This is a genomic window from Nitrosomonas europaea (genome assembly GCF_900167395.1).
GTDB lineage: Bacteria > Pseudomonadota > Gammaproteobacteria > Burkholderiales > Nitrosomonadaceae > Nitrosomonas > Nitrosomonas europaea.
In genome coordinates this window covers 60,827-82,696 of record NZ_FUWK01000003.1, presented here as the reverse complement: position 1 = coordinate 82,696, position 21,870 = coordinate 60,827, and the positions used below count along the sequence as shown (strand labels likewise).

17 protein-coding genes are annotated in these 21,870 nt (G+C 49.9%); 2 read left to right on the top strand and 15 right to left on the bottom strand.

Annotation, left to right across the window (positions count from 1 at the left end; genetic code table 11):
* Window positions 1-36: 36 nt before the first annotated feature.
* The 14 genes from B5D58_RS02085 to B5D58_RS02020 form a co-directional block, all read right to left on the bottom strand.
* Window positions 37-279, bottom strand: a complete 243-nt coding sequence (locus tag B5D58_RS02085; protein WP_011112009.1) for a hypothetical protein — start codon at window positions 277-279, stop codon at window positions 37-39.
* Entirely contained in the window at window positions 279-2,399 is a 2,121-nt protein-coding gene (locus B5D58_RS02080; RefSeq protein WP_234988957.1) for a hypothetical protein, read from the bottom strand. The genes B5D58_RS02085 and B5D58_RS02080 overlap by 1 nt, the downstream gene beginning before the upstream one ends.
* Window positions 2,351-3,238: a cysteine synthase CysM gene (gene cysM, locus B5D58_RS02075; RefSeq protein ID WP_011112011.1), complete on the bottom strand. Its 888-nt coding sequence runs from the start codon at window positions 3,236-3,238 to the stop codon at window positions 2,351-2,353. Before cysM ends, B5D58_RS02080 begins: the two co-directional genes overlap by 49 nt.
* 228 nt (window positions 3,239-3,466) lie before the next feature.
* Window positions 3,467-6,256 carry an XrtA/PEP-CTERM system TPR-repeat protein PrsT gene (prsT, locus tag B5D58_RS02070; protein WP_011112012.1) on the bottom strand — a complete coding sequence of 930 codons (2,790 nt, stop codon included), beginning with the start codon at window positions 6,254-6,256 and terminating at the stop codon, window positions 3,467-3,469.
* A 532-nt stretch (window positions 6,257-6,788) separates the two neighbouring features.
* The gene (locus tag B5D58_RS02065) at window positions 6,789-7,349 is read right to left on the bottom strand and encodes a NifU family protein (RefSeq protein WP_011112013.1); all 561 of its coding nucleotides are present in this window, start codon (window positions 7,347-7,349) and stop codon (window positions 6,789-6,791) included.
* Between the two features lie 5 nt (window positions 7,350-7,354).
* Window positions 7,355-7,834, bottom strand: coding sequence for a Fe-S cluster assembly sulfur transfer protein SufU (gene sufU, locus B5D58_RS02060; protein ID WP_011112014.1), 480 nt, complete (start codon window positions 7,832-7,834; stop codon window positions 7,355-7,357).
* A complete protein-coding gene (locus B5D58_RS02055; protein WP_011112015.1) occupies window positions 7,831-9,099 on the bottom strand; it encodes a cysteine desulfurase in 1,269 nt (422 codons plus the stop codon). The genes sufU and B5D58_RS02055 overlap by 4 nt, the downstream gene beginning before the upstream one ends.
* Before the next feature lie 3 nt (window positions 9,100-9,102).
* Entirely contained in the window at window positions 9,103-10,410 is a 1,308-nt protein-coding gene (sufD, locus tag B5D58_RS02050; protein ID WP_011112016.1) for a Fe-S cluster assembly protein SufD, read from the bottom strand.
* Window positions 10,407-11,198: a Fe-S cluster assembly ATPase SufC gene (sufC, locus tag B5D58_RS02045; RefSeq protein ID WP_011112017.1), complete on the bottom strand. Its 792-nt coding sequence runs from the start codon at window positions 11,196-11,198 to the stop codon at window positions 10,407-10,409. Before sufC ends, sufD begins: the two co-directional genes overlap by 4 nt.
* The gene (gene sufB, locus B5D58_RS02040; protein WP_011112018.1) at window positions 11,195-12,631 is read right to left on the bottom strand and encodes a Fe-S cluster assembly protein SufB; all 1,437 of its coding nucleotides are present in this window, start codon (window positions 12,629-12,631) and stop codon (window positions 11,195-11,197) included. Before sufB ends, sufC begins: the two co-directional genes overlap by 4 nt.
* A gap of 21 nt (window positions 12,632-12,652) precedes the next feature.
* Window positions 12,653-12,982, bottom strand: coding sequence for a HesB/IscA family protein (locus B5D58_RS02035; RefSeq protein ID WP_011112019.1), 330 nt, complete (start codon window positions 12,980-12,982; stop codon window positions 12,653-12,655).
* A 24-nt stretch (window positions 12,983-13,006) separates the two neighbouring features.
* On the bottom strand, window positions 13,007-13,486 hold the full coding sequence (locus B5D58_RS02030; RefSeq protein ID WP_011112020.1) for an Rrf2 family transcriptional regulator: 480 nt from the start codon (window positions 13,484-13,486) through the stop codon (window positions 13,007-13,009).
* Between the two features lie 290 nt (window positions 13,487-13,776).
* Window positions 13,777-16,275 (bottom strand): ABC transporter permease, encoded by a 2,499-nt coding sequence (locus B5D58_RS02025; protein WP_234988955.1) that lies wholly within the window; start codon window positions 16,273-16,275, stop codon window positions 13,777-13,779.
* 65 nt (window positions 16,276-16,340) lie between these two features.
* Window positions 16,341-17,051, bottom strand: coding sequence for an ABC transporter ATP-binding protein (locus B5D58_RS02020; RefSeq protein ID WP_041356769.1), 711 nt, complete (start codon window positions 17,049-17,051; stop codon window positions 16,341-16,343).
* On the opposite strand from B5D58_RS02020, the gene B5D58_RS02015 reads away from it, so the two are divergent.
* The gene (locus B5D58_RS02015; RefSeq protein ID WP_011112023.1) at window positions 17,050-17,736 is read left to right on the top strand and encodes an arylesterase; all 687 of its coding nucleotides are present in this window, start codon (window positions 17,050-17,052) and stop codon (window positions 17,734-17,736) included. The genes B5D58_RS02020 and B5D58_RS02015 overlap by 2 nt on opposite strands.
* Before the next feature lie 46 nt (window positions 17,737-17,782).
* Here the strand turns inward: B5D58_RS02015 and B5D58_RS02010 are convergent, their stop codons facing one another.
* Window positions 17,783-18,769, bottom strand: a complete 987-nt coding sequence (locus B5D58_RS02010) for an RluA family pseudouridine synthase (protein ID WP_050731305.1) — start codon at window positions 18,767-18,769, stop codon at window positions 17,783-17,785.
* Between the two features lie 486 nt (window positions 18,770-19,255).
* Between B5D58_RS02010 and B5D58_RS02000 the strand changes: the two genes are divergently transcribed.
* Window positions 19,256-21,817 carry an Rne/Rng family ribonuclease gene (locus B5D58_RS02000; protein ID WP_011112025.1) on the top strand — a complete coding sequence of 854 codons (2,562 nt, stop codon included), beginning with the start codon at window positions 19,256-19,258 and terminating at the stop codon, window positions 21,815-21,817.
* The last annotated feature ends 53 nt before the right edge of the window (window positions 21,818-21,870 follow it).

The window sequence follows — 21,870 nt, the reverse complement described above, 5'->3', positions numbered from 1 at the left end:
CTCTCAAGAACAGGGTTCCCACGGCCATGCAAAATCTTATGGTTTGGTTTTGCCGGTTTCACTGTCAGTTTTATCGCTGACATCATTACCCGGTTTATTCCCTGACCGATCATTTTTGCCGCTGTTCCCATCGGTCTGCCATACTTCTTCGATGATTTTATCAGCCACTTTTTCGGCCGCTGCCGCCGGAAAGTAGATGTTGATGGTTACACAGCCAGTCAGTACAAAACCGGCAGCTACCAGCAGAATCGGGGTGTAATAACTTTTTGTCATCGTCATCAGTGAATAATCGGGTTGCCGCTCTCAATGGCATGTCTCAGGCGCTCGAGCAGCTCAGGCCAGTCCACTTTCCGATTATAGCCGGTAATGGTAATTGCCGGTATGCCACTGCCCTTGATCAGCATATAGCCTCCATCATGAGTTGCCGGTCCTATTCCTCCCATATTGCAGACACTGCCGCGTAACTTGCAGCTCCAGCCGATTTCCGCATAGCCAAATTGCTCGAACAAACCAAGAAAACTTTTCTGAATAGCTGTCACCGCCAATCCACCTCCCAGTGCAATAAGATTTTTGATTGCCGCCTGACTGATCCTGCGTTTGTAATCTCCCGCGCTGCTGGCCAGTTTTGCGTCAAACTTCACCGGCTCCCAGTTAATCAACTCAAGGTCATCGATTTCCACATCGACTCGCCCCTGCATATTTCCAAACGAGTAGGCACGCGTCAACAGATCAAGGTCGATATGATACATGGCCATATCCATGGTCAAGTGCGGTGTCAGGCTGAGGGGGCCGGACAATGCCAGATTTCTGGCTACCGCAACCCCGTCGAATATTCCAAAAACGAGTTCGCCGTCCATCGTCATAATTGAATTGGCGTAGCTCATTCTCGGTATGGTGCCGGACAATGTCCCGAACATCGGTTGAATATGCAGGGATTCGGTCAGTTTCTCCATGGAGATCGGGGCAAGTAATCCATCGAATTGCCATTGCCAGCCGGACGCCTGCATGGACGCCACGAAATTTTCTATCAGCATTTTTCCGTCCAGTACCGGTATTTCTGCACGAGGGATACTGAACCGCATCCCGTCAGTCCCGATCGGGATATATGTCTCCCCTAGAGGGATTCCCACCATCTGGGCGTTGCTGAACCGGATCGACCCATCCCGTTTTTCGTTGCTATTCCATGGTATATGGGCATTCAGCCTTTCAACCGCAAACCGTCCGTGCGCGTCGGTCAACGATACATCCTGCAAACCGACGATTAATTCCTGGTTATCGTTACCCTGATAGCGCCAGTCAATGTTCATCTGCCCGGCAGCCTCTGTCTCAGCCAGCGCAGTATCCACAGCCAGCGGCCGGATGATGCTGCCAAACAAAGCAGATAATTCCAGATCTCTGGCCGATAACCACGCCTGCTGCAATGACTGGTCCGCAATACCGGCCACTGCAGAAAAATCAGCCTTACCTGTACCCGCCAGATTGAATTCACCCTGCGTTATATTGATACGCTCATCTTTTACCGTTCCTCTGGCAGTTAACTGATGCCCTTCTCCGGAGAAATAAAACGGTTGCCAGAAAATTTCACCCTCTGGCCAAGTGATTTTGCCCCGCCACTGCCAGTCATTCCGTTTTTGTTGTGCATCTGCGTCAAGCTGCAGATCGATCCCTTCGCCCGCGTGTAAACCACTCGCATCGCTGAAGGATAATTTACTGATACCCAGCCGTGCTGACAGTGCTGAAACTGAAGCGTTGTTCCCGCTCAGACGGATGTTTCCATTGAGTATTGCCTGATGCACCTGTATCCGGTCATCTCCCTGAGGCAGCAGATCAGCCAGAAATTTTCCCTCCCCGTTTACTACTTGCAGGACACCTTGCCACTTGCTTGCCTGCCAGTTGACCTCCAATCGCCATTTCTCCTTTGATTTATTTGAGGCTGGCCGGATTTCAAGCACAAACTGTTTATGTTGCAAGGAAAGCCGGAAAATCATTGTCATAAATCGCTCACCGATCTGCAACGTTCCCGTATTGCAATTCATCGATTCGCGATCGATATGAACCGGATTACATCTCAAGCGTAAGCCATGCCATGTTTGCTTTCCGATCGCCACTTCACCCAAATTGATTTCGAGGGTGGGTGACGGAGCACCGATCAGTTTGATACCGGCAGAACGAATACTGAAAACAGGGTGCCGGATGTTTTCCAGCGTAAAATCAAAGCGGGGAGTGGCGGCAATGGCCGGGAAACATAAGACAAGAATCAGAAAAAACAACCAGAACCGTGTAAACAGTCGGTACACACAATCCAGAAAATCGCCACGATGAAACCAGAGTCGATCCGGTTTCATGCCTTTCAGGAAGGAAAAACCCCGGTCGATAAGTAGCGATCCCCGCGATCGCATACGATAAAAACAATCACTGCGTTCTGCACCTGCGCGGAAACCTTCAGAGCGGCTGCCAGAGCCCCTCCAGAAGAAATACCGGTAAACAATCCTTCCTCACGCGCCAGACGGCGAGCCATTTCCTCGGCTTCCTGCTGGGATACCAGCAAAATACGGTCAACCAGCTCCGGCTGATATATTTTGGGCAGATAAGCTTCCGGCCATTTACGGATTCCGGGAATCTGTGCATTCTCCTGTGGTTGCACACCGATAATTTCCACCTTCTGCTCCTGTTCGCGGAAATAGCGGGCACAGCCCATGATCGTGCCGGTCGTTCCCATACTGCTTACGAAATGTGTGACCGTTCCCGCCGTATCCTGCCAGATCTCGGGGGCTGTAGTTTCATAATGCGCCAGCGGATTATCGGGATTGGAAAATTGATCGAGAATGATGCCCTTGCCGGCATTGCACAGTTGCTCAGCAGTATCTCTGGCCAGCTCCATGCTTCCCTCTTTGGGAGTCAGAACAATCTCGGCACCATATGCAGACATTACCTGACGGCGCTCCAGGCTCAGATTCTCCGGCATGACCAGAATCATGCGATAACCCAGAATCGCCGCTGCCATGGCCAGTGCAATACCGGTATTGCCACTGGTTGCTTCGATCAGCGTATCTCCCGGCCGGATGTCGCCGCGTTGCTGTGCACGCATGATCATGGAATAGGCTGGCCGATCCTTGACTGAACCAGCCGGGTTATTGCCTTCCAGCTTTGCCAGAATGGTATTACTGGTTTCACTCGGAATACGCTTGAGCCGAACCAGGGGAGTATGGCCGATGAAATTTTCGATGGTGTTATGCATGCCAGGATATGCGCTGTCACAAACAAAATCAGATTATCTCATACATACAAAAACCCCCTTGTGAATTCCTGCCACACAAGGGGGTTGCTTAGGGCTCGATCGAGATTCGGCCTGAAGAGCCGACAATGAAAAAACTATCCGGATATGTCATCCATGTTGCCCGGATTCACCGGTTTACTGCATCCTCAGTATCGATCACTTCGAAAATAATTTACCGGTGCTGTTTTGTCACAGGCTTTCAAGCAGCTTTTTCGCATCATCTCTCTGAGGGAACGGTTTATCGCCACCCAGTAGTTTCTCAAGCTCCTGACGTGCTTCAGCCTTGTTGCCGGATTTGAATAATCCGACCGCGTAGTGATAACGGATTTCTGCAGCTTCCGGAACGGCCGTGACTGCTTTCTGCAGGAGTGAAGTTCCTCGTTCAGCATCTCCCTTCTCGATCAAAATCCAGCCGAGTGTGTCCAGGATAGCTGGACTGTCGGGCGCCTGTTTGTATGCCTTCTCCGCATATTCAAGAGCAACAGGATCCTTCTTCTGCTGATATACCCACGCCAGGTTGTTCAATGTGGCAGCATGATCGGGATGCTGCTTCAAGATAGTCTGATACTCTTTGATAGCAGGATCATATTTCTTGCTGGCCAGATAAACACCTGCGAGATAGGTACGTGTAACCGCATCGGTCGGATTTTCTTTCAGCCATTGATTGAGTCGCTGATCAGCCTGCTTTTCTTTTCCACTCTGACTCAGGGCCGTATGCAGTTTGATCAGCAACTGGCTGTTCTTTTGCCTGCTTAGTGCCTTTTCATAGGCTGTAGCAGCGGCAGCGGCATTTTTCTGCCTCATCTGCAAATCACCCTCCAGCTCGAATCCAACCGGCAGTTTCTCGTGCTGCTTCTGTAAATCATGCGAAATATTGAACGCATCTTCCACACGATCGGCTGCGACTGCCAGCTGGGCCTGCATCAGTTTGGCTTCCCAGAGATCCGGTTTGATGGTCAGCGCCTTTTTTAGTGAACCAGCAGCGGCCTTGTTGTTCTGCATGGAGCTGTAGATTTGCGCCAATTGTAACTGGGCAGGAGCAGAATCCGGTAATCTGGCAGCCAGTTTCTGGAAATTTTCCAGTGCAGCATCTTTATCACCAGTGGCCAAGTAAGAACGTGCGAGCAGTTCCACGATACTCAGATTATCGGGATGAATACCTTGCAGCTTCTTAGCCAGCGCAAGTGATTTCCCGGGATCATTCACTGCCAGATAATGCGCTCCCAACTGTAAAGCAGGTTGCAGTTCATCCGGATTTTCCCGACTGGCTTTTTCCAGCCATCCGGTGGCCTCTTCTTTATTTCCGCGTGCAAGTGCAATGCCCGCCAGTGCATTCATTGCCTGTACATTTTTTTTATCCCGCTTCAGAACGTCTTCAAAACGCTGCTGAGCTGCTTCAGGATGGTTTTCCTGCATATCGATTCTGGCCAGATTGGAAATGGCCGGGAAATAATCAGACTGGATGGAAAGTGCCTGATTGAAGCTTGAACGTGCTTTGGCTAAATCTTTTTTACCCAGATAAATGCCACCTTTCAGGTTATGCAGCAACGGATTATCCGGTTGTTCCGCAAGCTGTGATTCAACTGCTTTCAATGCTTTGTCAAACTCGCGCAGCTGCAAATGAGTCAGAACAAGCATAACGCCCGCCCGGCCGGATTGATCATCCAGCTGGGCAGCCTGTTCCAGATCAGCAATTGCACTTTTGCTATCCCCCTGCCCCATCTTGCTCATGGCCAGCGCGGTATATAATGATGCATTGTCTGGCGCCAGTTCGCCAGCTTTCTCAAAATATTCGGAAGCTTTCGTAAAATCTTTCGATCGCATGTAGGCTTCTCCAGCAAGCGCAAATAATTGCGGATCCTGCTGCACTGACTTCAATGCCGGAGTAAGGGTGGTAATTGCCTGTTTGACCTGATTATTTTTCAGCTGAATCGATGCCATCAGCTTAATGGCATAAAGATTGTTAGGAATTGCTTTCAGATATTGTTCCACATATTGCCCCGCCTGAGGAAACGAACCCAGAGCAAATTGGGTAGCACCTGCAAGCAGTACACTCGGTAAATGACCCGGGGCCGAACTCAATATCCGTTGCAAAGTCTCAAGGGCCACCGCATGTTTACCCTGACTGAAGTCAAGTAACGCCTGAGTGTAAGCGGCAAGCAGACTGCCTGGAGCAATTTTGCGAACAGCATCCAGATCTGCCTGAGCAGCTTCGAATTTCTTGGTACTGATCGATATGGTTGCCCGGTTGATATACGCAGCTTCTGATTCAGGGTTCAATTTTATGGCTTTATCATAATCGGCCAGTGCTTCGTCGATTTTGTTCTGCGCCCGCAGCAAATCGCCTCTGAACAATACCGCATCACTGTTTTCCGGGTTGAGCTTCACCGCTTCTTCAGAAAAATTCATAGCCGATTCAATATCGTTACGAGCAAGTGAATATCTGGCCAGCCCTGTCAACGCATCTGAAAATCCCGGTTTGTCTTGCAACGCCTGTTCAAACAATACCTTGGCTTCTTCAAATTTGCCGAGCGCCAGCGAAGCATTACCACGCAGAGCAAGCAGTTCGGCAAAATTTCCTTTGTCGGATAATTTTCCGGTTTCATCCAGCACCTGCTGAAATTTTCCCATTCCCAGCCAGGCTCGACTCAGGCCGGGCAACACTTTGACCGGATCCATACCGAGATCGAGCGCTTTATTCAATTCCTTTTCTGCCGACTGAATATCTCCTTCCCTGTTATAGAGCGTTCCAAGCAAGTAGCGGATTTCAGGATCATTCGGGCTTTGCTGCAGCGCATTCTTCAACTGGATAATGGCCGCCTTGTCATTACCCTGCTGCTGATACTGCTTTGCCTCGGCCACCAGCGCTTGTGCATCCATGGGTTTACCGCAGGCTGAAAGTATCAGGATAACGGCTATCACAGGAGCAAGAATTGCCGTCGATTTCATTTGGGTGATCGTTTTACCTGAACCGCTCATATCTACCTCTTTTGGTAATTAAGTACATAAATTTGCAAGATGCCCCTCGAAACAAACCTGAAGTTACGGTTTTTATCCGAATATCATTCAATCGAGTAGTTATAGCACAACCAGCAGGTTGGCAAATTTATGAAATCAACAGGGATTATATGTTTTAACACCGAAACAACCTGATATCTAAACGGAATACCGGATAAAACCATTTCCGTCGCGATCAGCATACATTAAAAAGCTATTTACCCATATATAAAAGGATAAATACCACACCTGAAGAACAGCAGACAGACGATGAAGGCAGTAGCGTTGAAAGGGGATTACGTGCAGCGATCACAAAAGCATGATACAGCTCTGAACGGAGTTTATCTCTCTGATCAGGAAAGGCAGTGAGCCAATCAGAATCCAGGCTCCACGAAGAATATGCGTAGCACCAGTTATGCCATGTTCATGGCATAAACTGTATTGGCAACTGATCTCCACTTCTCGTAAAAACCAGTCATTTTGAAGAATTTTTGTACAGATCGTAAGTATGGTGTCAGGCAGATACTACCCGGATATCCGGCTCAATCGTCCTCAGAAGCTGTTCAATTCCTCTCAACGTTCCGGAAATCGAGCTGGGACAGGTACCACATGCCCCCTGATAGTGAATACGCAGAATATTACCTTCCAGTGCCAGTACATGAAGATCACCACCATCATGCTGCAAAAAGGGACGAACTTCTTCATCCAGCAGGATATTGATTCGCTCCAGCCGCTGCTGATCCTCTTCACTGAGATCAGCCAGTGTTCTACTGGCTGCAGCAACGACGGCAGCCGACTGATCCGTTGCAGCCGGCGCTGCACGAATCGGATCTGCCACCTCACGTGCCAGATCCTGCCAGTCTGCTCCTCCATCCTGTGTAATCGTGATCCAGCGATCTACATAAAAGACATTGGTAACGTGATCAATATCGAACAAAGCAGCAGCAAGCGGATCATCAACTGCCTGCTCGGCATGATCATAAGATTTAGCAACTCCCCAAGTCAGTGGCTCCTTCAGGACAAATTTCAATGCATTGGGATTGGGGGTTCCTTCGATTTCGGCAATCTTCGGCATAGCTGTCAGTGATTGTTTGCTACCAGTTTGCTTGCATGATCATCTGCTTCTGTCGTGGCACTATCCGTTGAATTCATGGCAGCATGCAAGGTATGCCACGGCAGAATCGCGCACTTGACCCGAGTCGGTAAATCACGCACCCCCGCAAGTACCTTCAGCCTGCCGAGGTGATCGAAGCTCTTGTCCTCTCCACTTACCAGCATTTCTCTGAATTCCTGAATCAGAGCCTCAGCTTCCTGATGTGATTTCCCTTTGACAGCATTCGTCATCATCGAAGAAGATGCCTTACAGATCGCACAGGATTCACCCTGGAATGCGATTTCCTCGATATGCCCGTCGAGCATATTGATATCCAGCTCTATGCGATCACCACACAAAGGATTATGTCCCGTCGCATGATGAGTAGGCGAACGAAGTGCACCATAGTTACGCGGCTTACGATTATGATCAAGAATGACTTCCTGATAGATCGATTTCAGACTCATTGTGCGAAAACCTTTTGTACGGATCGAATACCCGCCACCAGGACCTCGATCTCTTCTTTAGTGTTATAAAACGAAAATGAAGCACGTGATGTCGCCGCTACATTGAAACGCTGCATGATCGGCTGCGCACAATGGTGGCCCGTGCGTACGGCGATTCCATCCTGATTCAGTAACGTGCCGACATCATGCGGATGAATACCATCCACGACAAACGATATTACTGCCACTTTATCCGGACAATCACCCACGATTCTCACACCTGGAATCATCCTGATCTGTTCTGATGCATAAACCAGCAACTCATGTTCATAAGCGGCAATGGCATCCAGGCCGATCTGTTCCAGATAATCAATGGCAGCACCAAAGCCTATTACTGCAGCAATGGGAGGAGTACCCGCCTCAAACTTGTACGGAATATCGTTGTAGGTCGTTTTTTCAAAGGAGACTGAGGCAATCATATCCCCCCCCCCTTTGAATGGCTGCATGGATTCAAGCAGATGTGCTTTACCGTATAGAATACCGACCCCGGTAGGGCCACACATTTTATGTGCTGAAAATGCATAAAAATCACAGTCGAGATCCTGCACATCGATTTTCATGTGGGGTGCTGCCTGGGCACCATCGATCAGAACAGGCACACCGTGCTGATGCGCCGTGGCAATCATGCGTTTGATCGGGTTGATACTGCCCAGTGCATTGGAAACATGTGACAAACCCACAAACCGGGTTCTGGAATTGAAAAGTTTTTCATATTCATCCACCAGAAGCTCGCCCGCATCGTTGATCGGAACTACCCGGATACGCGCACCTTTTTCTTCAGCCAGCATTTGCCATGGCACGATATTGGAATGGTGCTCAAGCGCTGTCAGGATGATTTCATCTCCATTCTGAATAAATTTACGTCCATATCCATGCATAACCAGATTGATACTGTCAGTCGTACCACTGGTGAAAATCACCTCTCTCTCTTCACGGGCACCGATGAAATGCTGCAGCTTGCGCCGAGCGGCCTCATACTCCTGGGTGGCGAGATCGGATAAATGATGTACCGCGCGATGAATATTGGCATGCTGGGTTTTCTGGTAATGCACCAGGCGATCGATTACGGCTTGCGGCATCTGACTGGAAGCAGCGTTGTCGAGATAAACCAGTGGTTTGTCACCCACCTTGATATCAAGAATCGGGAAATCTGCACGCAACCGCTCCATTCCGGATGCTATCGTCTGTCGTACAGAAGGTGTCAATAATGCATCGACCATTTTCATGATTTAACCAATTCGTGTTCTTGCGAGAATATATTCTTCAAGCCGCTGTTTGAGCGAGGGCACGATGACACGATTGATGACTTCCCCACCAAATGCATAAGTCAGCAAATTGCGTGCCGCCACTTCAGTAAGCCCTCTGCTCCGCAAATAAAAAAGCGACTCGTTGTCCAATTGCCCCACCGTAGCCCCATGGGCACATTTAACGTCATCGGCAAAAATCTCGAGCTGGGGTTTGGTATCCATACGAGCTTTGTCCGACAACAACAGGTTACGGTTCAACTGTCTGGCATCCGTCTGTTGCGCATGCGGGCGCACCATGATTTTTCCACTGAAAACACCGTGAGCACTTTCATCCACGATACATTTGTGGAGCTGCCTGCTTCGGCAATGCGGATTGGCATGATCAATAAAAGTATGTGTATCCGCGAGCTGACGACCGGCTATCAGTGCCAGTCCATCCACCTCGCACTCAGCATTCCCGCCTGCCAGTATGATCTTCTGGTCAAAACGCGAAATGCGTGCACCCAGTGCAAGACTGACTGAATCATAATGAGCCGACTGTGCAACAAGCACAGAACCATTGGCGATATGGAAAGCCTGCGAACTCTCACGTTGCACACGGATATGATTCACACAAGCTGAATCTCTGATATACATTTCCGTTACTGCGTTTGTCAGAGATGCTCCCTCATACAACGTCACATATTCTTCGACAACGGTCACGTTAGCCCCCGGTTCCGCAATCAAGAGGCAACGTGGATAGACAGCCACATCCTTCCGAGAGGTGACATACAGAATATGAACTGGTACTTTCACGGAAACACCGGCCGGTATGACGATACAAACACCGTCATGCATCAACGCAGTATTCAGTGCTACGAATACGTTTTCCTGGAAATCAGCAAGCTGGCCAAAATATCGTTCGGCAATGGAAGCACGTGTACCGATCAACTCGGACAAACTGCAAACAGTGATAGAACCGTCATCTGCCAGACTGGACAAGCCAGACATGTACTGACCATCAACAAACACCAGTCTGCAAGCGGTCTCATCGAGAAAAGTACCTGCCTGTTTATCCAGCCCCGGTAAAGGCGCGGCAGAAGCCCTCGGAAACGGCATGCTCCTGAGTGAGGAAATATCCGTGAAACGCCACTCCTCATCACGGATCGTGGGTAGTCTGAGTGATTCGATACGATCCAGCGCATCCTCCCGGAGCTGATCCAGATACGATACGGAATGAACAGGAGAGGCTTCCTTTTTCCAGGATTCGATCAGCTTCTCAAGGTAATCATCCCGGATGGCCGTACTCATGGCTGTGCTCCGGTTGCCTGATCATTTGCATGAATCCAGTCATAGCCGTGTGTTTCCAATGCCAACGCCAGCTCTTTGCCGCTTGTCCTGATGATGCGCCCTGCCTCCATCACGTGAACGTAGTCAGGGACGATATAATCCAGCAATCGTTGATAGTGCGTCACCAGAATCATGGCATTATCCTTGCTGGATAACTGATTGACCCCGTTTGCTACTATCCTGAGTGCATCGATATCCAGTCCTGAGTCCGTTTCATCCAGCAGAGCGAGGCGAGGCTCAAGCAACGCCATCTGCAATATCTCGTTACGTTTCTTCTCCCCTCCTGAAAATCCTTCATTGACGCTGCGATCGAGAAAATCCGGATTCATCTTGAGCAATTTCATTTTTTCCCGCACGAAATCATCGAATTCGAGAGGATCCAACTCTTCCTTGCCACGGTGTCCCTGGACGGTGTTATACGCCAGCCTCAGGAACTGGTCATTGGCAACACCCGGTATTTCCACCGGATATTGGAACGCGAGAAATAGACCGGCTTGCGCACGTTCCTCTGGTGCCAGTACTGACAAATCCTGGCCATCGAAAAGTACCGTACCTTGGGTTACTTCATAACTCGGATGACCAGCCAGCACCTTGGCGAAGGTACTCTTGCCTGAACCATTCAACCCCATGATGGCATGAATCTCACCACTCCTGACAGTGAGATTCACCCCCTTGAGAATCTCGGCTCCACCCACCGTCGCGTGCAAATCACGCACTTCGAGCAGAACCTTGCTATTTGCATTTATCATCCGACACTTCCTTCCAGCTTGAAGCTGAGCAATTTGGTGGCTTCCACCGCGAATTCCAAAGGCAGCTGCTGAAAAACCTCCTTGCAAAAACCATTGATAATCATCGACACTGCCTCTTCTGCACCAATACCGCGCTGGGCAAAATAGAACAACTGATCTTCCCCAATTTTAGATGTTGAAGCCTCATGCTCAACTTGTGCACTATCATTTTGCACCTGGATATACGGGAAAGTGTGCGCTCCGCATTGGCTGCCAATCAACATCGAATCACACTGTGAATAATTGCGGGCATTCCGGGCAGTCGGAGCAATCCTTACCAGGCCACGATAACTGCTGTTGGACTGGCCTGCTGAAATCCCCTTGCTCACGATGGTACTGCGTGTATTCGCACCAATGTGAATCATCTTGGTGCCGGTATCAGCTTGTTGATGATGATTGGTCACCGCAACGGAATAAAACTCACCCACCGAATTCTCTCCACGCAAAATGCACGAAGGGTATTTCCAGGTAATGGCTGAACCTGTTTCCACCTGTGTCCAGGAAATACGGGAATTTCTACCCTTGGCTAATCCACGCTTGGTAACGAAATTGTAAATACCCCCCACCCCGTTCTCATCTCCGGCATACCAGTTCTGTACAGTTGAATACTTGATATCCGCATCATCCAGCGCAACCAGTTCGACTACAGCCGCATGAAGCTGGTTGGTGTCAAACCGGGGAGCGGTACATCCCTCCAGATAGGAAACAGACGCACCTTCCTCCGCAATGATCAATGTACGCTCAAACTGCCCGGATTCTTCTGTGTTGATACGGAAATAAGTAGATAGATCCATTGGGCATTTGACGCCCTTAGGGATAAAGCAAAAAGAACCATCAGTAAATACGGCAGAATTCAGTGCCGCATAGTAATTATCCCCTGGTGGCACGACCGTACCCAGGTACTGCCTGATCAACTCGGGATATTTCTGCACAGCCTCTGAAATCGAGCAAAAAATGATACCGACTTCAGCCAGTTTCTCCTTATAGGTAGTTGCAACCGATACACTATCAAAAATGACATCGACGGCAACTCCCGCCAAAGCTGCCCGCTCATGCATGGGGACACCCAGCTTTTCAAAGGTGCGCAACAATTCGGGATCGACTTCATCCATACTGGCAAGCTTTTTCTTCGGTTTGGGTGCCGAGTAATAACTGATGTCCTGAAAGTCGATTTTGGGATATTTGACGTTCTGCCAGGCAGGCTCGACCATATCGAGCCACTTCCGGTAAGCCTCCAGCCTGAATGCAAGTAACCATTCAGGTTCATTCTTTTTAGAAGAAATCAGCCGGATAATATCTTCATTGAGCCCTTTAGGCGCAATATCAGCTTCTATATCTGTGACGAAACCGTGCTTATATGGCTGATTCACCAAATGTTGTAATACAGCACTCATTTTTTATAATTCCTGGATTTACTAGGTTTTAAGGCTGAAACTCTCTCCGCAGCCACAAGTATTATCTATGTTCGGATTACGAAATTTAAACGAGCTGTTCAGACCCTCCTGGATGAAATCGATCTCGGAACCATCAATGAAAGACAGCTGGTCACGTTGAACAACGACTTGGGCATCATGTGACTCAAACAGCTGATCGTCTTCCTGCACTTCGTCAGCATAGTCAAAACTGTACGCAAACCCCGAACAGCCTGATTTTTTGACACCCAGTCGCAATGCAACCCCTTTCCCCCGCCTCTCCAGTTGTTGCCGGATCTGCCTGGCTGCACGCTCAGTTAATGTAATTGCCATGAAAAATCTCTCACAGACAAATAATCAGAACGCAGCTTCCCGCATGTCATACAACTTGACGACTGCCTGCTCACGTTGCAATTCTCGTTGCAGCTCACGCTGACTCTGCTCCTCCACCAGCCGCTTCAAGGTAACGTGACCAAGATAATCAAATATGATCTCGTTCAGTTTCGCCCATAAGTCATGCGTCATACATTTGCTGTCACCAAGACAGTTTTCTTTGCCACCACATTGCGTGCTGTCAATGGGTTCATCCACAGCCAGAATGATGTCGGCCACCGATACTTCGTCAAGCCCCTTGGCCAGACAATAGCCTCCACCCGGACCGCGCACACTATCAACCAGTTTGCGCTGGCGCAATTTGGCGAACAGTTGTTCCAGGTAAGACAGTGAAATCCTTTGCCGCTCACTGATATCGGCCAGCGCAACCGGCCCGTTACCATGCCGTATCGCGATATCCAGAAGAGCCGTTACCGCAAACCGTCCCTTTGTCGTCAATCTCATTGCTACCCCCTAGCGTATTGTTTAAAGCGATTTAGAAACGTTTACCATGAATATTTGCCCGGCCATAACTGTATAATACCCGACAATATTAGTCAACTATAGCGTATAAGGATCGAGTACAAAAACAGTGCAAATCAATCGTGGGCAGTATCTACCCGGATGAAAAGATTTAAGCGCGAAACAAGCCGGGACAGGGTATGAGAAGCAGCGAAATGATTGAAATCAGCTCAACGAAAACTAGAGCCTGTTTATTGCCATTGCATCATTCAAAGAGCGGGTATTGAATTATTTTATTTTCTGAGTACCTGTAAAGGTGGCTGAGACAGTGTCGTACGTGTCCCGATCAGGCCAATTACTGTCACACCGATCACGCTTACCAGCACACCCACCGCACCAATCCACAGGCTGGGCGAATAAGTGATATGCAGCACATATTTACCGATCAGGTAACCGAGAGCACTTGCCCCTGCTGCCGCAAAAAAACCTGCCAATGTCCCGAGCACTGCAAACTCCACTGCCCATGCACGCGCAAGCTGCTGCTTTCTGGCCCCGAGTGTCCGAAAAATTGCAGCTTCGTAAATTCTTTCATCTTGAGTCGAAGCAATCGCGGCGTACATTACGGCAAATCCCGCCAGCAGTGTAAACAGGAATACAAATTCGATCGCATGCGTTACTTGCTCGATCATATTTTGTACACGTTCAATCACACTCGCCACATCGATTACCAGAAAATTCGGAAACATACGGATCAGCTCCTGCAGGATAGGTGTCTTGTCGGGTGGCAGGTAAAAACTGGTGATATAACTTACAGGATAATTATCGAGCAACCCGGGACGAACCACGGCAAAAAAATTTACGTGGAATGTATCCCAATCCACCTTGCGCAAACTCGTAATCGTCGCTGAGAAATCTCCTCCTCCTGTATAAAAAGTCAGACGATCACCCATTTTGAGACCCAGTGTTTCGGCAAACTCCACCTCCATCGACAGCTCATGTTCGGATGATATGATCTCCTCGCGCCACCAGCGTCCTGCCACGATTTCATTATCCGATTGCAGGGTATCCGTCCAGGACAGGTTGAATTCACGATTAACCAACTGCTTGGCTCGCGGATCAGGGTAATCATTAAGATTTACCGGCCGATCGTTGATTTTCATCAGCCGGCCACGCACCATCGGAAAAATTTCCGGTCGTGGAATAGCATGCTCATCGAAAAACCCCATCAACTTCTTCTGTTGATCCGATTGAACATTTACCAGAAACCGGTTAGGTGCATTCTCCGGCAGGCGGGCATGCCAATCCTCGAGCAAATCATTACGAACCAAAGTCAGCGTCAGCAGCGCCATCAATCCCAATCCCAATGCAGTAGCCTGCACCAAACTGGGAATAGTTCGTCTTCGTATATTGGCCAGTCCATAACTCCACGGACCCGAACCTTGCGGACGAGTCAGCAGAAACAACCGGATCAGCAACAAGCCGAACAGGCCAAACAGGATGACTGCCAGCAGAAAACCAAACATGATCATGATACCCAGCTTGAATGATTCAGCCTTCCAGATAAACAGCACAGACAGTATGGCAAATCCGAATCCGTAACCCGCCAGACTGTGCAAATTTGCCAGTTCAAGATCACGCCGGATGACACGCAACGCAGGCACCTGCCGCAGATTCAGCAAGGGGGGAAGAGCAAAACCCAGCAACAACACCATACCGGTCAATATCCCTTGTATAAAGGGCAATACGCTTGGCAACGGCAACGCAATCCCGAGCAGTTCTGATAGCCAGTATGACAAAAACTCCTGTGTCAGCACGGCCAGCACACACCCCAGTAGACTTGCAGCCGAGCCCAGCATTACAAAATAGTATGAATACAGGCGCAGCAGGTCGGATTCAGTTGCACCCAGGCAGCGCATGACAGCACAACCATCCAGATGGCGCTGGATGAAGCGCCGTATGGCCAGTGCCACTGCTGCTGCTGCCACGACAACACTGGCCAGAGCAGCCAGACTCAGAAATTTACCAGCTCGATCGAGTGCTGACCGGATCTCCGGTCGTGCATCCTGAATACCCTCGACACGCTCGCCCGGAGACAGCCGCTCACTGATCCAGCGTCTGAACCCGGCTACACGCCCTTCATCTCCTGCCACCAGAAGTTGATAGCTGATTCGACTGCCTGGCTGGATCAACCGGGTAGCAGCCAAATCCTCCTCATTCATCAGCAATCTGGGATTCATACTGACGAACCCGACGGAATGATCCGGCTCACTCTCCACCATCGACATGACTGTCAATTCTGCAGCACCCACCTCGATCTTGTCGCCCAGCGTCACTTCTAATGCCACCATTACCTTTTCATCCACCCAGACGGTTTCACGTTCAGGTATTCCTTGAGCAACCCGGATATGTTGGGCAGCAACCCCTTCCGCTGGCGGGTCAGCCAGTTTCAACTCCCCTCGCAACGGATAGCCAGGTGCTACCGCCTTGACGCTCGTCAGAAGGCTGTTGTCACCAAAACTGATCATGCTGGGAAATCTGGTCAGGTGGGTAGTCTTTAATCCGAGCTGCCGGGCATATTCAGCATAACCGGGTGGCAACGGCGTGTCGGAAATTACCAGTAAATCTCCCCCCAGTAACCGGTTACTTTCCAGCACCAGTGCTCTCTGTACCCGATCTGAAAAAAAGCTGACGGTAGCCACACTGCTCACAGCGATGATGAGTGCCAGTGTAAGAATATGCAGTTCTCCTGCTCGCCAGTCTCGCAGCAGCATACGCAAAGAAAGCCTGATCATGTTCATTTCAGGATACCCTCGGACAATTGGCTGGAAATACGAAAAAGCGGAAAATCAAACCCAAATCAGTCAACCGCCCGGCCGGCAACCAGCTTGATGACACGGGAACAACGGGCAGAAAGGTTTTCATCGTGTGTTACCAGAATGAGTGTCGTTCCCTGCTCCCGATTGATAGCAAACATCAGGTCAATGATCTGAGCTCCGGTTGCTGCATCCAGGTTACCGGTCGGCTCATCGGCGAACAACATTTTCGGACGGGTGACAAAAGCCCGCGCGATAGCCACACGCTGTTGCTCTCCCCCGGAAAGCTGCCTGGGATAATGCCTGATCCTTTTCTCCAACCCTACCCGTTCAAGCCAGGAATGTGCAACTTCACGGGCATTACCAGCACCTGACAGCTCCAGCGGCAACATGACATTTTCAAGCGCGGTCAGTGAAGGCAGCAACTGGAACGACTGAAACATGAACCCCAGCAATCTGCCACGCAAACCGGCACGTTCGTCTTCATCCAGCTTGAAAATATCTTCCCCATCAAGAAAAACCGTTCCACGGGTCGGTACATCCAGCCCTGCCAGCAAGCCGAGCAGGGTTGATTTCCCAGAACCGGAAGCGCCGACAACGGCAATCGATTCTCCAGCACAGATCTCCAGATTGATATCCTGCAGAATGGTCAGTCGGGTTCCACCCGTGTCAACCTCTCTGGTTAAACCGCTGGCCTGTATGATAGGCTGATTGTTCACAGAAACCGATTGTTCAGCTGGGAGTTGATTTACCATGAAAAAACTGCTGTTCGTCATATTATGTTTGTTTAGTATCTTCTCACTCAGTTCAGCCTGGTCTGGAACAGGCACCAGTATCATAGTGCTGGGCGACAGCCTGTCCGCAGGATATGGCCTGCCACCGGGAACCGGATGGGTGAATCTGCTTGAGCGGCGATTACAAAACCAGTCTCCCGATTACAGAGTAATAAACGTCAGCATCAGCGGGGAAATTACCTTGGGCGGGCGCAACCGGATTGAACAGGCACTCAACGACCATGTGCCGGATATCGTTATCGTTGCACTGGGGGCAAATGACGGTCTGCAAGGTCGATCGATCACCTCCATTTATGAAAATCTGGAAGCAATCATTCTGGCCTGCAAACGGTACAATGCCACTCCATTACTGGTCGGCATGCAACTGCCGCCCAATTATGGCATAAGTTATACGCAAAAGTTTCGTGATATCTATCCACGCTTGGCACGGGATCAACAATTACAGCTGGCTCCATTCCTGATGGAAGGTTTTGGCGATCAGCCCGAATCCTTCCAGGCCGATGGAATCCATCCCACTATCCAGGCTCAGGAAAAAATGCTGGATAATGTCTGGCCGGCATTGACTGCTGTGCTGAAATCAGTCCGAGCACCCGTCGCCAGCGAAGAATCAGCCGATAAAACCAGTACAGAAGCAATCCTGCCATGATAAAAATTTTCTGAACACACAGAGTTTCGGCTTCACAGAAGGCGTATCAGGGCAAATGGATATTCAAATCCAGATTTCTCAAAAATACGCGTAGCTCATCCGGCAATGGTGCTTCCAGACGTAAAAGATCGCCTGTCACCGGGTGTGTACAGGTGAATGCCGAAGCATGCAGAAACATGCGCCTCAACACTTGCCCCTTCCCATCATCCTTCTGTAACTGTTTATTCAATCCAAAATCACCATATTTATCATCCCCTGCTATGGGGAAGCCAAGATGGGCCAGATGCACACGAATCTGGTGAGTACGGCCGGTTTTGAGTTCGGCATCAAGCAAGCTGAAATCTTCCCATGCCTTTTGCAAAGTAAACAACGTATGCGCTTGCTGTGCCTTATCCTGATCATTTCTGCCAGCAGCAACGGCAACACGTCTTTCTCCCGCTGCAGTCAAATATTTATTCAATGGTAAACGGACATTCTGTACCGAATTTTTCCATTTTCCGCGAACCAGTGTCAGATAATGCTTCTCCACCGTTCCTTCACGAATCTGCCGGTGCAACTCCAACAGAGATTGACGTTTGCGGGCCAGCAGCAAAATACCCGAGGTTTCACGGTCAAGGCGATGCACCAGCTCCAGAAATTTCCAGTCCGGATGTTGTCCGCGCAACTGCTCGATCACACCATGGCTGATGCCACTGCCTCCATGAACCGCGATCCCGGCCGGTTTATCGATCACCAGCAGATGGTCGTCCTGATACAGGATATTGAAGCGATCTGTCCGATACACTCCCTGACTGGATACCGGCTTCACCGATCTGATAACGGGTGGAATACGGACTTTGTCACCAAGCTGCAGACGATAGCTAGCATCGATACGTTTACTGTTGACACGCACCTGCCCACTGCGAAGTAGTTGATAAATATGACGTCTGGGTATTCCCTTCAGCGATCTGATGAGAAAATTGTCGATACGCTGGCTTTCAGCAGTTTCATCAATCTGTCTAACAACCGTATGTTCCGATATAATACCCGGCATAATTTTCTCTTTACCGGGCACCCTGCTTTTACCTATACTTTTCACACCCGAATTCCTGTAAATCTGTTTTTTCACCATGAAGCGATTGCGTGGTCAGTCAAGTAGTCATGTACCCGGATTCTCGTTTTCATACGCTGGATAAAGCCAGTTTCCGGCTGGTTAATGTCGCTCACCATATAACAAGCAGCGATGATATTTAATTTGCGCGCTCGACGTACACATATTCAAGTTCCTGATTCCATACCCGGATACACAGGGTATGTTCTCTGCAGGCTCTGTATCTCACCCGTTTCTGATCCGGTCGGTTGTGGAATCGAAACACCGGCTGTCAATTATTGACTGGTCAACTTCAAAGGATACCAAAATCATCATCCGCATCATGATCCAACCAACCGGGTTACAGACACACCCAAGCAAAAAACCATCAGATGCCACATTGGCAGTGAACGAGAAATTCGCCCGTAAATTGAGCGCGGGAGACACTAAATGAAACGTATGTTATTCAATGCGACCCAGCCTGAAGAGCTGCGCGTCGCCATCGTAGATGGGCAGAAACTCATCGATATCGATATCGAAACCCTGGGCAAGGAACAACGCAAAAGTAATATTTATAAAGCAGCTGTCACCCGCCTCGAACCCAGTCTTGAAGCCGCCTTCGTCGATTACGGCGCCGGCCGTCATGGTTTCTTGCCTTATAAGGAAATTGCTCCAACCTGCTTCGACAGGAATACCGACTGGTCCGGTCATCGTGTGGCCGACCTGTTACGTGAAGGTCAGGAGCTGATTGTACAGGTTGACAAGGATGAGCGTGGCAACAAAGGTGCTGCCCTCACCACTTACATCTCTCTGGCCGGGCGTTATCTCGTCCTGATGCCCAACAACCCGCAGGGTGGCGGTATTTCACGCCGAGTGAGCGCGGAAGAGCGGGCAGAATTACGTGAGGTCATCAACAACCTTCAGGTACCTGAAGGCATGAGCATCATTGCACGCACCGCAGGTATCGGACGCAATGAAGAAGAACTGCAATGGGATTTGAACTATCTGGTACAGCTCTGGCGTGCCATTGAAGAGGCCGCCAGTAACGAGAAAGGTGTCTTCCTGATTTATCAGGAAAGCAGCCTTGTGATCCGTGCCATTCGTGATTATTTCCACGCAGAAATCGGTGAAATCCTGATCGATAACCCTGAAATATATGAGCAGGCATATCAGTTCATGGCAAATGTCATGCCGGCGAACGTGGATCGGTTAAAACTCTATCAGGATGATATTCCACTGTTTTCCCGTTTCCAGATCGAACACCAGATCGAGACGGCCTACTCCCGTCAGGTTACTCTGCCTTCAGGTGGCTCGATTGTCATTGACCATACCGAGGCACTGGTTTCCATCGACGTCAATTCAGCACGTGCCATACGTGGTTCAGACATCGAAACCACTGCGCTCAACACCAATCTCGAGGCAGCCGATGAAATCGCCCGGCAATTGCGCCTGCGTGATCTGGGCGGACTGGTAGTGGTCGATTTTATCGATATGGAAGTCACCCGCAATCAACGGGAAGTGGAATCCAGTCTGCTCAAGGCATTGCGCCTGGATCGTGCACGCGTCCAGATCGGTAAAATCTCCCGCTTTGGATTACTCGAATTATCGCGGCAACGACTGCGACCCTCTCTCGGGGAAGGAAACTATATCCCTTGTCCTCGCTGCCATGGTACCGGCCATATTCGGGGAACGGATTCATCCGCTCTGCATATTCTCAGAATCATCCAGGAAGAAGCGATGAAAGAGCAGACCAGTATGCTGCAGGTACAGCTGCCAGTGGATGTTGCCACATTTCTGCTGAACGAGAAACGATCGGAGATATATCGGCTCGAAGCACGTCTGAAAGTCGGGATTATCCTGATCCCCAACATCTATATGGAGACGCCCAACTACACGATTACCCGGTTGCGCCATGAAGACATCAAATCAACCGAATTACCGCCAAGTTACGAAATGGTGGAAAAGACCTCCGAAGAAGTCACACTCCCCTCTATTTCCCAGGAGACCCGGGCAACCCGGCCCAAAGCAGCGGTAACCGGTATCAAGCCCGAGCAACCCGCCCCCGTTCCTGAAGAAAAACCTCGAGAACAGCTTTCATTCCTGGACAAATTCTTCAGTCTGTTCAGGCCGGCAGGCAGCAACCGGACAGAAACCGATCAAGCTGCGGAAGAATCTCAGACAAAACCTTCTCGCGGTGAACGTAGTCGCAACCGGCGCGATCGCGGCCGCAGCAAACGTACGAAAACCAGTACCCAGGTAACGGCAAACGGATCATTGCAGGAAGCAGGCCATTCGTCACTGCTCGATCACCCTGTAGTAGTAGAGCATCCTGTTACCGATCGTGCTACCGACAATGATCGGCAACATCGCAAAAATGGCCGCCAGAATCCGCCGCAGAAGCTCGAAGTGGCAAGTGATCAGCTCGATGTATCGACAACACCGGCAGATACAGCTGCTACAGCAGACTCTACCAGTGAAAGAAAAACAGAAAAACGAGGCCGTTCACGCCGCCGTCGTGGAAGTTTGCATCGTGACCGGGAAGATCAGATAAATCTGAACACGGCCACCGGGCAGGATGAAGTGATACCAATCGGAGAAAATGAAACGGTCGAACCCGTTGTATCTTCTGATGATGACAGCAAAGATACCGAGAATATACTCCTGCTCCCGGTGGAACCAGTCGGGGACACCAGCTCGACTCCGACAAACGATATCATTGAGAATCAGGTAACAGCGTCCGCCGAGATCATTGAAACTGAAACAATCCATACCCGCGGCGAACCGGATAGCGAGTATCAGGTAACGGTTGAACCGCATCCTCATCAAACGATCGAGTTACCGGATCTCGCCCAGAGCGGATTGATCATGATAGAAACAGCTCCGGATAAGATATCCGAGACAGAAGAAGTTCCTCCAGCGCCTTCCAGAAGGCCGCGCAGCCGGCCCCGTCGTTCGGTAGAACCTGCTGCTGACAATGCAGAACCTCTGGTGCAAGTGGAAACCAGAGACTGATACAATCGTCAGGCGAAAATCTCTATGGCGTGCCTGTTGGGCAAACTCACTGC